At 54.2% G+C, this 14064-nt stretch carries 9 protein-coding genes and 1 pseudogene; 9 read left to right on the top strand and 1 reads right to left on the bottom strand.

Annotated features, from left to right (window positions below; all coding sequences use genetic code 11):
- The first annotated feature begins 255 nt into the window (after positions 1-255).
- The 5 genes from V6766_RS25065 to V6766_RS25045 all read left to right on the top strand — a co-directional run bounded on the left by V6766_RS25065 (position 256) and on the right by V6766_RS25045 (position 5043).
- Entirely contained in the window at positions 256-678 is a 423-nt protein-coding gene (locus tag V6766_RS25065) for a GtrA family protein (protein ID WP_448470966.1), read from the top strand.
- Positions 671-1618, top strand: a complete 948-nt coding sequence (locus V6766_RS25060; protein ID WP_448470965.1) for a glycosyltransferase family 2 protein — start codon at positions 671-673, stop codon at positions 1616-1618. Before V6766_RS25065 ends, V6766_RS25060 begins: the two co-directional genes overlap by 8 nt.
- 88 nt (positions 1619-1706) lie before the next feature.
- Entirely contained in the window at positions 1707-2822 is a 1116-nt protein-coding gene (locus tag V6766_RS25055) for a hypothetical protein (RefSeq protein WP_448470964.1), read from the top strand.
- Positions 2819-3367: a hypothetical protein gene (locus tag V6766_RS25050; protein WP_448470963.1), complete on the top strand. Its 549-nt coding sequence runs from the start codon at positions 2819-2821 to the stop codon at positions 3365-3367. The genes V6766_RS25055 and V6766_RS25050 overlap by 4 nt, the downstream gene beginning before the upstream one ends.
- A 113-nt stretch (positions 3368-3480) precedes the next feature.
- Positions 3481-5043, top strand: a complete 1563-nt coding sequence (locus V6766_RS25045; RefSeq protein WP_448470962.1) for an ArnT family glycosyltransferase — start codon at positions 3481-3483, stop codon at positions 5041-5043.
- A 33-nt stretch (positions 5044-5076) separates the two neighbouring features.
- On the opposite strand, the gene V6766_RS25040 is transcribed toward V6766_RS25045, so the two are convergent.
- Positions 5077-5985 (bottom strand): FkbM family methyltransferase, encoded by a 909-nt coding sequence (locus V6766_RS25040; protein ID WP_448470961.1) that lies wholly within the window; start codon positions 5983-5985, stop codon positions 5077-5079.
- Between the two features lie 278 nt (positions 5986-6263).
- Here V6766_RS25040 and V6766_RS25035 point away from each other — a divergent pair, with 278 nt between their 5' ends.
- The 4 genes and pseudogenes from V6766_RS25035 to V6766_RS25020 form a co-directional block, all read left to right on the top strand.
- Positions 6264-7847, top strand: coding sequence for a glycosyltransferase (locus tag V6766_RS25035; RefSeq protein ID WP_448470960.1), 1584 nt, complete (start codon positions 6264-6266; stop codon positions 7845-7847).
- 1 nt (position 7848) lies between these two features.
- Positions 7849-9033 (top strand): glycosyltransferase family 4 protein, encoded by a 1185-nt coding sequence (locus V6766_RS25030; protein WP_448470959.1) that lies wholly within the window; start codon positions 7849-7851, stop codon positions 9031-9033.
- Positions 9034-9239: 206 nt separating this feature from the next.
- Positions 9240-12827, top strand: a complete 3588-nt coding sequence (locus V6766_RS25025) for a glycosyltransferase (protein ID WP_448470958.1) — start codon at positions 9240-9242, stop codon at positions 12825-12827.
- Between the two features lie 151 nt (positions 12828-12978).
- Positions 12979-13922 (top strand): annotated as a pseudogene (locus V6766_RS25020) (IS3 family transposase); the annotation flags it as partial.
- Positions 13923-14064: the final 142 nt, after the last annotated feature.

Here is a 14064-nt window from a genome sequence, read left to right as displayed (position 1 = left end):
CCCCCCCCCCCCCCACCCCCCCCCCCCCCCCCCCCCCCCCCCCCCCCCCCCCCCCGGCGGCAGCAGCGCATGGGGAAGATTCAAACGGCACTATTGGGGAGTATTGCTCCGGTGATGACAGCAGGCCGCGCGATATTGTTTCCCATCATGATTTTTGAATCCGGATCCAGGCTATTCGGCGATAGCTGGTTCGCCCGGCGTGGCCCTGGGCTTACACCGCTCCACAACGCGTGACAAACACACCAAAACCGCTTAATGACGCGCGGGAAAGAAACTGTCGAGGGTTGGGGCGTGGCGATACCTTTAGTTGTAGAGCAGCTATTCAAGTACGGACTTGTGGGCGTGATGAACACGCTCATCACATTCCTCGTCATTGCTATTCTTAGCTATCTTGGCTTTTCACCCGTGACGGCCAACGTGATAGGATATGCCTGCGGGCTGGCGAACAGCTTCTTTTTCAACGGCCGGTTTACCTTTGGTTCGACAAATGGAAGGAAGGCGGTATACCGTTTTCTGGCAGGCTTTGCCTTGGCCTATTGCATCAACCTCGCTGTTCTGCTCGCCCTGATGCGTCAAGGCGAGCTACCGGAAATGGCTTCGCAGGCCATTGCAATGCTGGCCTACAATATCTGTTTCTTCCTGATCATGAAATTCTGGATTTTTGACAAAGATGGCTGATCATTATTCGCTTGATGTAGTGATTCCATGCTACAATGAGGAAGAAAACCTTCCTCACACGATACCGGTCCTGAATGATTTTCTTAAAGCCCTTGTGTCCCGCGAGGATCTGGCGCTGGCGCGGTTCCGGATGATCCTTGTCGACGACGGGAGCTCGGACCTGACATGGAAGCAGATCGAGGCTTTTACGCGAGAAATCGGCGCAACCGGCTTGAAGCTCAGCCGCAATTACGGTCACCAGAATGCCATGCTGGCGGGGCTCTCGGTCGCCGACGCCGATGTCGTTCTAACGATCGACAGCGACCTGCAGGACGATATCAACGCCATTGTCGAGATGCTGAAGGCCCATGAAGCCGGCGCAGATCTGGCGCTCGGCGTTCGTCGCTCGCGCGGCAACGACAGCTTTTTCAAGAAAAACACCGCAAAAGGATATTATGGGCTGATGCGGCTGATGGGCGCGCAGATCGTACCCGATCATGCTGATTTCAGGCTGATGTCGCAAAAGGCGCTCAAGGCGCTACTATCGCATGAGGAAACCAATCTGTTTCTGCGTGGAATCATACCCAGCCTGGGCTTCAAGGCCGAGGTAATCAGATATGATCGCCAGACGCGTGAACATGGCGAGACCAAATACACGCTGAGAAAAATGCTGTCGCTTGCCGTAAACGGCGTGACATCTTTCTCCGCGGCCCCACTTCGCTTTGTCGCGGCTCTCGGCATAACCGTGTTTCTGTTTTCGATGCTGCTCGGCTTCTGGTTCCTCATGGAGAGGCTGTTCGTCTCTGAAAGTACGGTTCCGGGGTGGGCCTCGATCGTATTGCCGATGCTATGGCTCGGCGGCCTGCAGATCTTCTGCATGGGGATCATCGGCGAATATGTGGGCAAGATATATCTGGAAGTGAAACGGCGGCCGCGGTTCATTATCGACGAAGTTGTCTGAACCCGCAGGGGACGAAGGCCCGTCGCGGTCGCTGTGCTGCAAAGCCACACAGTTTAAATCATGAAGCTATATTCGGGGGAATAGGTCAGTGAATGTTCTTTCATTGAAAAAGAGGATTTTATTCGCCGACGAGAAATACGCACTGATCGCAATTGCCGCCGGATTTTTCATCCTGAACCAGTTCCTTGAACTGCTGATCATGAAGTTCTCCGGCTTTCGCTATGCTGAAATGTGCACCTGGGACTGTGGATGGTATCGCAGTATCGTGGAAGGAGGTTATCATCTCGAACCGCATGCTCACGAGCGGATGGATGCGGCGAACTGGGCCTTTTTCCCCGTTTTTCCTTTATTTGCGCGGTTTGTACACTCCGTTTTCGACGTCTCACACTCTTATGCTCTTCTGATATCAAGCAGATTTTTCTTTTTTTTATCGATCATCTACTTCATGAAGCTGTCGAAGGTATATTTCCCGGCTATCCCCTTGACGGTCGCCGCTTCGGTGGTCGCGCTCAACCCGTTTGCCATCTACGGGAACGTGGGATACACGGAATCCTGTTTTCTTTTCTTTACCTCGGCATTTTTCTACAACCTCAAGCAAGAGCGTTTCGTCCTGTCGGGCGTTGTGGGCGGCGTACTTTCTGCGGTTCGCCTGGCCGGGAATTTCGCATTGATCGCGTATCTTTATGTGGCGATCAGAAAACTGATCGAAGACTGGAGGCACGCGGAACGACGCTTCAGGCCTGAACCTCTGGTTTTGGGGGGTATGCTTATCCCCTTGGGACTGTCGCTCTATATGTTCTTTCTTTACCGCCACACCGGCGATGCCTTCGCTTTCTCTCACATCCAAAGGGCTTGGGACCGATCTCCCGGAAATCCGTTCGCCCGCATTGGGGATGGCCTGTCCGGCGATGCCTATGGTAAATACCTTGCACTTATGAGTGCGGCGGCTCTCATAGTTCCGGCTTTCCTCCTCTACAAGCGACATGTGGAACTCGCGATCTTCTCGGTGCTGTGCACGCTCATCCCCCTCTCGACAGGCTTATGGTCGATGCCACGCTATATTTTCTGGCAGACGCCGGTTCTGCTTGCGATCGCCTGCGCTTGCACAAATCGGAAGATATGGATTCTGTTCCTGATAGGATCCGTCGTCATGCAGGTTGCGATCTACACGGCTTGGTTCACTGGGCGAGGATGGGTGATATGATGCACGCATATAGATTCGCTATTTTTTTGATCGCCGCATTCTACCTGTTTGTGTTGTATCTATTACTACATCCGAACGTAAGTGACCCCTATTACAGGTATTACATTGCAAAGGATGTTAACATAAGCCCTAAGCAATTAGAGCAAATAAAGGCGCTGAATCCGAATAAAACTTATGATCACAGAAATACTGACATCGGTTACTACAGAGGGTGGTCGCATTCGGAATTAGAATATCGGTGGACCGACGGAAATCATGCTGAGATAAAATTCATCGTGGATGACAAAAATAGATTTAACGGCGAAATATACATTCAAGGAATATTATTTGACCGACAGAGGGTTTCGATGTTCCTGAATAATAACGAAATTTACTCCGGTGAAGTTTTCGAGCGAGATGGATTGGAATTGAGCATACACTTTGACAAGGAACTGCTGGTTGACGGTCTCAATACGCTCGCATTCGATTTGCCCGACGCACGGAGACCGGGCGGGCCGGATCAACGCGAACTGGCAATTGCCCTCAAACAGATCGCGATCCGATAAATCCGTGATGTGAGGTCAATTGCTTGAGGCAGGCTTTGACGGAGCAGTTTATTAAGGGGTTCGAAGCACGCTGCAGGGTTGATCTGCCGGGCAGGTTAGCAAGAAGGTGAGTGATGCGTCTGAAAACAGGAAATGTCTTCGTACTAGGGGTGGTTGTCCTTGCCTTTACGGCGCTGAATATATCACTCACCTTGAACGCGGGAGCCTTGTCCGCGCCACCGATCTATGACGACAACGGCTATCTTCTAGATGGTTACTATCGCTTCATGTTCGACGGAGCGCGTTCCCTTTGGTCGGTGGCAGTAAACTTCATTCAGCATCCTCCACATGCACCCGTTGAGACTCTGACGGTAATCCTTGGCTATTGGCTTTTTGGTTCGAGCAATGTCGGGCCGTATATCATGAACATCTGGGGCCTTGCTGCCTATGCCCTTATGATTTTCAGCGTCGCTCGTGACAGGGTTGATTCACGATCGGCGACGCTGCTCGCTGTTGCCGCCATGTTCGTTCCGGCAGCGGGAGCGATCGTGTCCGAGTTGAGGCCCGATATGATTGCGGGACTGTTTTTTGCGTTCTCTGGCTACGTGCTTCTGGCCCAGACGAGGGCTCATCACAACTGGCGCTCGGCGGCGTTGGTCGGTCTTCTGTGCGCCTTCTCAATGGTTATCAAGCTCAGCGCCATAGTGATCACGTTTCCAATGCTGGGGCTCGCGCTTGTTGTCGGCAGCATTCTTGACCGCCATTCGAGATCGGCGCCCATTTATCGAGCTGTCATTACGGCGATGACCGCGCTCGTGTTTCTGGCGCCGGTCGCATATATCTGGGGCAATCAGACATACGCCTATATCTATCAGGCTCTGGTCTCAAACAGTGACATTTGGTTTACGCCCGGAGACCGTTGGTTCCATCTGAATTACTATGCGACCGGTCAAGGCGGCTCGATAGGACTTGCCGGCCTCTTCTACGTCGGCGTCGGGTTGATTCTGTTCGATATTCTTGTCTCGCTGGCGACCAAAAGGAGGGATATCCGCTGTCTCGCCTACTATATCTGGACAGCGCTGATTTTTCTCGGGATCGCCACTTCGGCGGAGAAGACGGTCTATCAGGGAAGCTTTTTCTTCTTTCCTCTTATCATCAGTTCGGTCATGGCGCTGAGCAGGCTGCTTTCGTTGCTCCCTCGTCGAAGCCTTCAGTTTGCCGGCGCGATTGCCTTGTCTGCGCTTGTGTTCCTTGAACCAGCGCATACCTATCAGCAAGGAGTCTACCGCAAAGACACATGGCCCATGCTGGAACAGATCTCGGATCTTGTGGTGCAGGGCGCGGCCGTTACGCCTGCCTGTGGCGCGCCTTACTATCACTATGCCACTGTGGGCTCCTATCCGGTCACGGCGCATGCCGTGGCGCTTGAGGTCGCGAAGAAGGGGCATATGCGCCTTGCGATAGACCAACTGTTTATCATGCGAGCACTTGAACCGATGATGCAGGAGATCGAGAAGGCCAATTTTGTACTGCTGCCAAATGAGGCGGGAATGCGCGAGGCCGTCAATCAACACCTGCCGGGCGTCGCTTTCACTGACGAGATCATGGAACTGCTGCGACAGGATAGCCGATGGCGCGAATACCGCATCGCAGCCGCCGATCCACCAACCCTGTTCGTCCGCGAAGGCTGTGAATAGGTGGCGCAATCGTCGGAGTAAAAATGGGGTAGATTATTCGTCCGCGTTATCCTGTTGCCTCTGTTGAAGCAGCCGGTCGATAACCTCTTGCTTTGCGTGCCGATCGGCGTCGATCGCATCGCGTTCTGATATCAATCTATCGATCACGGCCTGCTTTGCGTGTCTGTCTGCGTCGATCGCGTCACGCTCGCTCAAAAGCTGCTGGATGATATCGCCCTCAGCATCAAAAAAAACCTCGCCCAGCGCTTCTTTCCTGACGTAGCGAGCCGTTTCGATCTCGTCAAAAGCGCCCGGCGGCAAAACGAAGTGCTTCTTCAGATCGATATCTTCGTCCCGAAGGAAGAAGTCATTCAGCCCGTCGAACCAGACCTTGCTATAGCCATTGCCGGTCAGTATATGCTCCCATTCATCGCTGACTCTTTTCCTGCCGTTGACTTCAACCGCTTCCATAACGAGAGCCCGCGGGCGGAACCGTTCCCAGTCGCCACTCATGAGCAGTTCCGTCTCGCCGCCTTCGACATCGATTTTCATGAAGTCAATTTCGCGCGCGTCGAAGTGGCAGACGCAGATTTCGTCGAGCCGCATAATAGGAATATCGTGGATTTTTATGGAGTGCCCCTGCTTCTCAAGTTTGCGGGCGAGGCTTTCAAGAGCTGTCGAGTTTTCCGGGTAATCGGCGATTTCGTAGAATCGGCAAGAACCGGCAGCGCTGCCGACTACAGCCTGGACATTGATGTCTTCTGGGCGCAGCACCGACAAGCGCCGTTGACAACGCGGCAGTGGTTCAACATTCACGCCGCGCCAGCCTTTGTCGTAGAAGTGCTTGGTCACGGAAAGGTAAATCGGATCGGCAGCGCCGATATCCAGATACGTGCCCCGGTAGCCCGATGGAAAGAGACGGGCAAGCATGACGTCCTCGAAGTTTTGAGCGTAAGAGATCATCTATCTGCCGTCCTGCTGTGTTTCGGGGTTGTACAACTGTTTGTGAGCGCGATCATACACTCAAAGCTACGTTCCTGCCCTCATTTCAAGTAACTAGGACAGCATAAGCGAAATGGGAGTGTCAATTCCGCCGGAATAGGCAATTTTGGGTTTTCTTACTTTCGATAATTGACGTCTGCGGTGAAATCCCTATCACTGCCTCCGTCAGGCTGGAAGCTGACGAAGGCATGGTTCATGCTAGCTAAATAATTTAACTAGTTAAGGCTTAGGTCGTGGGAATGATGGGCAAGAAAAAAGAAGTTTCGGAAATTATAACTCAAGTCGTTGACAATATTTTTCGAAAGTACCTGCGCCTTTCCCGCAACAACGAAGTCGAGCACAAGCGACCAGACATGTGCAAAAGAGCAAACCCGGACTGGCCGGTTGATGACATCGATGTGATGATTGCACTGTCATATAAGTTCTATCTGCAAAGAGAGCCCGACGAAGCCGGAAAGCAGATCTATCGATCGGCTATCGAAGGCGGGATGAAGCTTTCAGAATTGACCGAGGCTCTCTCCTCAAGCCCGGAGGCCAGGGAGAAGCACCAGTTTTTCTCTCCCGGAGATGGCAATGATGGCATCTCGGATGGCGCCTTTATTCGTGAGATTGGCTATCTCCTGTTTGAAAGTACCGTGGCACGGCCCCGGGATTTCGAGCACTACAAAATGAAGCTTGATGAGGAACCGCGGAACCGCATGCCGCTCGTGCAGCAGCTTGTCTCGGAGCAGATCGTCCGCCGAGGGCTGCAAAAAACACCTTTGCTGGATACGGACAGGTGCTGGATCATGGGTACCGACGAGTTCCTCACCCGAAAAGCTTGGGACGCCAAGGTTGCCAGTCTTGAACCTGCGGGGATGCCATCACTGTCAAAAGCTCAGCTCCAGGGACTCGAACAGCGAGATTTCCGCCATACGGGTGAATATCGCGTATCAGCTATCGCAAGCATGTACAAAGGTGGAAAATACCTTGAGACATTTCTCGAGAACATCGTCTCACAGACCGTTTTTGACCGGTCGGAACTGATCATCGTCGACGCCTGCTCGCCGGAAGGCGAGGAGGAGCTAATTTCGCGTTACATGAAAATTTATCCGAATATCGTCTACAAGCGTTTCGATTACAGGATAGGTATCTATGACGCGTGGAACTACGCCGCTCAAATCTCACGGGGGGAGTACCTCACCAATACGAATCTCGATGATCTTCGTCGTCAGGATTCTTTTGAAATTCAGGCCGCCGCACTGGACCGTCACGCGTTCGCTGATGTGGTATATCAAGATGTCTATTACAGCCTGGACTTCGGGCTCGATTTCGAATCGGTGAGCAAGTGCGGCTTCAAGAGCAATCTGCCTGTTGTCACCGTCAACAACATGCTGGAATTCAACTCTCCTCACAACGCGCCCATGTGGCGAAAGCGACTGCACGAAGAAATTGGCTATTTTGATCCGAGTTATCGGTCTGCCGGGGACTACGAATTCTGGTTGCGCTGCCTGAAAGGTGGGAAGTCTTTCCTAAAAACAAACACTCCACATGTTGTCTATTATCAAAATCCTGACGGCCTATCGACTGCGGCGGATACACCCGGCGTTTACGAGGCTCGCCGTGCATGGCGGACTCATGCAGAGGAGCTTATGTCGCCCGACTTCGAGAAATCGAGAGTCGAATTAGCGGATGAGATCGGCTTGACCGAAATCCCTGGTGCCGATGTTTCCGATTATGAACTGGTTCAGAAGAGATTGCGGTCGTTTGCTGCCGAGGCGCGAGCTGGTTTGCACGAAGCACGATGCAGGCCTGATCTGGCTGAGAAGACACAATGGAGCTAGTATGAGACTTTTGGTTGATGGTGTTTTCTTTCAGCTCGCTAACTCGGGAATTGCTCGCGTTTGGCGATCGCTCCTCCCAAGACTTGCTGCGTTTCCGGATATTGAGATAACCGTCCTGGATCGCGGGGACAGCCCCCGAATTGCGGGTATCGAATATATCGACTTTCCGTCCTACACGTTTACGAGCACAGCTTCCGATTCTCTTTTGATCGATGTCTTCGCACAAGATGTTGAAGCTAAAGTTTTCCTGTCTACCTACTATACGACGCCGACACGGGTGCCTTCGGTATTGATTGTCCATGATATGATCCCCGAACTCTTCGGCTTCGACATGAAGCTTCGCGCCTGGCAAGAAAAAGAGCTGGCTGTCAGCTTTGCCCAATATCTCCTTTGTGTTTCCGAGAATACGCGAAAGGACCTGCTCCGGCTTTATCCGGATATCGCGCCGGAACGTGTGGCCTCCGCCCATTGCGGCCTTGATTTGAATGCATTTCGTCCGCGCCAAGCGAATGAGGTTTTAGAATTTTGCCAGGCCTATGGGGTTGTGGACAACTACTGCTTGCTGGTTGGTTCGCGCGAACAACATAACGGGTACAAGAACGCTGGGCTGCTCTTCGATGCGTTGAAAATGGCCCCGAAGCTTTTCGGTGCCGCTCATAGCATACGTCAATCTGAATTGCAGATTCTATGCATCGGCGGTGAACCGGAGATCCAACCGCATTTTATCGAAGGTCTGCCAGAGAAGGTATCGGTAAAGCGCCTCGATCTGACGGACGATGAACTGGCATACGCTTATTCTGGCGCCAGGGCCCTGGTGTATCCCTCACTTTATGAAGGGTTTGGATTGCCGGTGGTGGAAGCTATGGCCTGCGGCTGCCCTGTCATCACCACGCCGCATGGTTCGCTTAAGGAAGTGGCTGGCGATGCTGCGCTTTTCATCTCCGGCAATGATCCGACAGAGTTGGCGAGTGCTCTTATTTCCGCATGTGAGCCCGCCAAACGTGAAGAGTTGCGGGCACGGGGTTTGGAACGCGCCCGGAGTTTCAACTGGGATACAATGGCTGCCGAGTTGCACAGACTGATCCTGAAGGCCGCAGATGACGGTGCTTCGCCTGAGATGAGGGAGTTCTTCAACGAATGGAACAGGCTTCGGGGCATACAGGCGGGCGTTGACGTGAGTTTGTAAAGACAATCAAGACCGCTTTACGCGTCGATGTCTTCGCTCCCGGCGTGAGGCGGGGGAAGCCTATACAGCCCTGAGGCTCACCTGCAACTCGGTTATCATGACAGAAAGCAGGGGAGGCATTCTTTGAGCTACACAGCGTAGGTTTCAAATTTTGCGCTGCTTCGATAGTGTGAAAAGCACTGTTTGCCTGTTCGTGGCAGGCGTAAATGGATGATAATAAGATGGTTCAGCTCTCGGAGCACAAAATCACAAAACGCACACTTCGCTTGAAATCCTTCTACCATCACCCATTCTCAAGCGAGAAGCGAAAGGCATATCGTAGGCGCAAATTGGGTAAACTGGCTGGTGGCGGAGGCATCCGTTCTGATCTCAGTCATGGACTGAACGAGCACAAAGAGCGCAGAAAGATAAAATATATCGCGTCTTTGCGTCACCCCTTCAGCGCCAGGAAGCGTCGAAAATATCGCCGCAAGCGCCTTGATACTTTAGCTTTCGCTATCGCGCCGAGCTTCGCCATGCCGGCTCCGCCCTCGAGAATGCCGTATTCCGTACGAGCGGTCACGACTGCTCCGACTCTCTGGTTCTACCTTGGCGACACAGTGGGTTGGCTCGACGTGCATGATCGGCTCACGGGTGTCGGGCGCGTCTCGGTCGAACTGTTCGACGCATTTCTGCAGGAGCCGGAGGCAACGATCCGACCCTGTCGCACGGGTCGTTCCGATCTCGATATCGTCGCGATGAGTAGTGTGGAGGTTCAGGATAGTGTGCTTGACCGGCTCGATGGTCGTTATGGCCTGGGTCTTGGGTCATTCGATGGCGGTGATTCTCCTGCAAAAGGCGACCACATCTTCTTCACAGGATTGGTCTGGACCCCAAAGTTCAGCGCTCTTTTTCGCCATTTGTCCTCGCGCGGCATTGGATTTTCAGTTCTGGTCCACGACATCATCCCGCTCGAGGGAGGCGACAATGTCGGCGCTGCCGAAGCCTCGCGTTTCGCAGAGTGGCTGGTTGTCTGCCTTCAAAACGCCGACAGGCTCTACGTGTCGACGAACGTTGTTCGTGACCAGATATTGCGCTGGGCTCTGCTTGAAGGCGTCGAAGTGGCGGCTACGATCGTCAAGATACCATTCGGCTCTACGCCTTTGAAATTAGAGGCGCTGTCACGGACTGACGATCTGCAGGGGCGTTTTCCGGCGCTCGAAGCCGGCAATTTCGTGCTAAGCGTTGGCACGATAGACCCACGTAAAAATCAGATCATGCTTTGCAGGCTTTGGCGAAATCTAATCGCGAGCGGTCTCGAAGTGCCGCAACTGGTGTTGGTCGGACGCGATGATCTCGGGCTCGGCAAAGGCCACTCGATCTATCGGGATTTGCTGCGATCAGGCAAGCTGCTCGTTCTATCCGGAGTTGGCGATGCTGATATAGCGGCCCTGACGGCGGCTTGCAGGTTTACCGCCTTCCCTTCGACCAGCGAGGGCTATGGCCTGCCGGTTGCGGAAAGTCTGATGCAGGGAAAGCTGTGTCTGGCCTCCAGGCTTGCCGTGATCGAAGAGCAGGCGGGAGACCTCGCCTGGTATTTTGATGTCGACGATTCTCGACAGGCGGAAGAGCTGTTTCGCAAGGCCATTCAGGATCGAGACGCCGTTGGCGCGGCGGAAGCGCGGATCAGGGTCGACTACGTTCGTCCGACCTGGACTGCTGCGGCAAAGCGCCTTGAGGCGGAAGCTCGCGAAGCAGCATCTACAAAGCCGCTTTCCATCATATCCGGACGATTCCGGCCGGAGTTTCCAGGGGCAGAGCCTTCCAAGACAACCGAGGTGCTGAAACGGGCATCCCGCTGGTGCACGAATGACGCGCCTGAGGTCTCTATCCTGATCGTGAACTGGAACGCTTCGCCTCTGACGCTCGAGTGCATCCGGCAGATATGGATGCATACTGAGGGGCATGCCTACGAGATCGTGATCGTGGACAATGGCTCGGACGAGGATGACCTTGCCCGCCTGTCCAAGCCTGTTCCGGGCGTGACCTTCATTCAAATCGGCAGGAACCGCTTTTTCGGCGAAGCCAACAATATAGCTGCCGAAGCTGCTCGCGGAGAATATATCGTACTGCTCAACAACGATGCTTTTCCGCAGGATGATTGGCTTTCTTCGCTGATGAATATGATGGCGGAAAATCCGTCCCTCGGCGCGGCCGGACCTATGTTCCTCTGGCCTGACGGGCGCGTTCAAGAGGCCGGGGGCATGATCAACGAAGGCGGCTATCCGGTGCGATTTGGTAGGGGACAGGACCATCCCACGCCAGACATCCTTATGGAGAGATATGTCGATTACATTTCTGCCGCCGCCACGCTTATCGATCGGTCGCTTTTCCTACAAGTGGGAGGATTCGATCTCACATTTGAGCCAGCCTATTATGAAGACTCCGATCTGTGCTTCAAGTTCAGGGCCTTGGGGCGCCCGGTTGGCTATTGTCCTTCAAGTCGCGTCATTCACATTGAGGGAGCGGCTGCAAACGGAAACACAAAGGCGGAAGCCCGACGTAAGGCGCTGGGAGATTCCAATCGCGATAAATTCGTCTCGCGTTGGGAGCGTCTTCTTAAATCGACAGGCAAAGAGGAACCGGCTTTCCCGGTCGAGAGCTTCATCCCGGCCGAGTGGTCTTCCCCGCCCGAAGACGACGGCACGTTGCCCCTCGCTGTCGTTTTCACTCCTTATGCCGTGACGCCCGGCGGTGGCGAGCGTTATATATTGAGCGCGGCACGCCAGTTGGCACGCACGCATCGTGTGGAAGTTGTCACGCCTTACCGGTACTCCAACCTGCGCCTTCGGCAGATCGGCTGCGCGCTTAATCTTGATCTGGGAATGCTGAAATTCAAAACCCTTCAGGAGTTCGAAAAAGGCCCAGAACCCGACCTAATGCTGACGATGGGGAATGCGGTTCTGCCGCCGATCCCAGGTCGCGGAAGGAAGACGGTCTATCACTGCCAGTTTCCCTTCGTGCTCAAGGAAGAGGAACCAAGTGACGAGGCGATGTTGCAAACCTATCAGGAAGTCATGATGAATTCGGCCTTCACACAAGGTTACTACCAAGAACGTCTTGCCGAAGCCGGCATGGGGTCGATCCCAACGCGAATCGTCAATCCGCCCGTGCCGCTTGTAAAGCGGCGGGAGCGGCGCAAAAGAGCAATTTTGTCAGTCGGGCGGTTCATCGTCGGCGGTCATTCCAAGCGTCAGGATCTTCAGGTTGAGGCTTTTCGTGCGCTCATCGATAGCGGTGTCAAGGACATAGAGCTGCACCTGGCCGGCTCCTCGTTTCCAGAGGCCTCGGACATGGATTTTCTGGCTTCTGTCAGAGAAGCGGCTTCGGATCTTCCCGTTTTTTTTCACATCAACTGTTCGGCGGCGGAGCTCGAAGCTCTTTATGGCGAGAGTCTTGTCTACTGGCACGCCACTGGTCTCGGCCGAGACCTGGAGAAGGAGCCGGAGAAAGCGGAACACTTTGGGATCAGTGTCGTCGAGGCAATGTCGGGCGGCGCCATTCCAATCACGCTTCGTGCAGGAGGCCCGACGGAGATCATCACGGAGGGCATCAACGGGTTCTTCTACGACGACATAACAGGTCTGGTTGATCAGACCAAGCGCGTTATGAACTCCACATCGGAGGATGAGTTGCAGAGATTGAGCGTCGCGGCCCATTCCCGCGCTCTGGATTTCAGCTACAGCCGTTTCAACGACGCAGTTTCCTCGCTTTTCGGGCAGTCGATAAGCAAAAATGACTCCCGCATGGCATGAGCGCTTGATATTGCTTCTGACCTGAGCTCCTGAGCTCCTGAGCTTCCTCCAGATTCTGGCAGAGCAAAAATGCTCTGCGCCCTGAAAACTGGATCGTTTGATGTTGGAGTTTTCCGCGGTATTTTCCTGGCTGGGAGAAGGAGTGGAAGAGATGAAGGCATCGAAGTTTTCAGACGCCCAGAAGGCGTTTATTCTGAAGCAGGGGGATGACGGTGTGCCTGTGGCGGAGATCTGCCGCAAGGCCGGGATCAGCCAGGCGACCTATTTCAACTGGAAGAAAAAGTACGCAGGTCTGCTGCCCGACGAGATGCGCCGGCTGAAGGCTTTGGAAGATGAAAATGCGAAGCTGAAGCGGATCGTGGCGGACCTGACGCTGGACCGCGAGATGCTTCAGGATGTCATCCGCCGAAAGCTCTGAGGCCTGCCCGAACGCGCAAGCTTGTGGATGGGATGCTGGTGGACTGGGGGGTGTCGATCAGGCGAGCCTGCAAGGTTCTGACGTTCGACACCTCGACCTACCATTACAAGTCCCGCCGCATCGGTCAGGCCGCTCTTGAAAGACGGATCAAGGAGATATGCGAGACACGCGTCCGGTTTGGCTATCGGCGAGTTCACGTGCTCCTTCGACGAGAAGGCTGGATGGTCAATATCAAGAAGACCCGCAGGATTTACAAGGCGTTAGGGTTGCAGCTCAGGAACAAGCACCCGAAACGCCGGGTGAAGGCAAAGCTGCGCGAGGATCGCCAGGAGGCCGTAGGGCCGAACGATATCTGGGCGATGGACTTTGTTCATGATCAGCTCGCGGCAGGCAAGAAGCTGCGAATCCTGACTATTGTGGATATCCATTCCCGCTTCAGCCCGGCGACCGACCCGCGCTTTACCTATCGTGGTGAGGATGTGGTGCAAACGCTGGAACGGATTTGCAGGAACGGCGGCTACCCGAAGACGATACGGGTCGACAATGGCAGCGAATTTATCTCCCGTGACCTCGATCTCTGGGCCTATGTGAACAAGGTTACGCTGGACTTCTCGCGGCCTGGCAAACCGACTGACAACGGCTTCATCGAAGCCTTTAACAGCAAGCTGCGTTCGGAAGGCACTCCTGCTGACGCTGCCGTGGTGCTCGCTGGAAAACGAAACGATCTTCGCGCCTCCCTCCAGCGAGGACTAGCCTCCGCGCTGGCAGGCAGGTGGCCATGGCCTCACAGCCATGGCGCGGCGGGGTCTAGATTGGCGT

The organism is Martelella sp. AMO21009, from assembly GCF_053484295.1.
Note: the sequence above shows the minus strand (reverse complement) of the source record. Positions and strands in the feature narration are given on the sequence as shown.

What these genes read in the sequence shown, in the direction of transcription:
- V6766_RS25065 (WP_448470966.1), top strand. Translation starts at nt 256, where the DNA reads ATGACGCGCGGGAAAGAAACTGTCGAGGGTTGGGGCGTGGCGATACCT.
- V6766_RS25060 (WP_448470965.1), top strand. Translation starts at nt 671, where the DNA reads ATGGCTGATCATTATTCGCTTGATGTAGTGATTCCATGCTACAATGAG.
- V6766_RS25050 (WP_448470963.1), top strand. Translation starts at nt 2,819, where the DNA reads ATGATGCACGCATATAGATTCGCTATTTTTTTGATCGCCGCATTCTAC.
- V6766_RS25045 (WP_448470962.1), top strand. Translation starts at nt 3,481, where the DNA reads ATGCGTCTGAAAACAGGAAATGTCTTCGTACTAGGGGTGGTTGTCCTT.
- V6766_RS25040 (WP_448470961.1), bottom strand. Translation starts at nt 5,985, where the DNA reads ATGATCTCTTACGCTCAAAACTTCGAGGACGTCATGCTTGCCCGTCTC.
- V6766_RS25035 (WP_448470960.1), top strand. Translation starts at nt 6,264, where the DNA reads ATGATGGGCAAGAAAAAAGAAGTTTCGGAAATTATAACTCAAGTCGTT.
- V6766_RS25030 (WP_448470959.1), top strand. Translation starts at nt 7,849, where the DNA reads ATGAGACTTTTGGTTGATGGTGTTTTCTTTCAGCTCGCTAACTCGGGA.
- V6766_RS25025 (WP_448470958.1), top strand. Translation starts at nt 9,240, where the DNA reads ATGGATGATAATAAGATGGTTCAGCTCTCGGAGCACAAAATCACAAAA.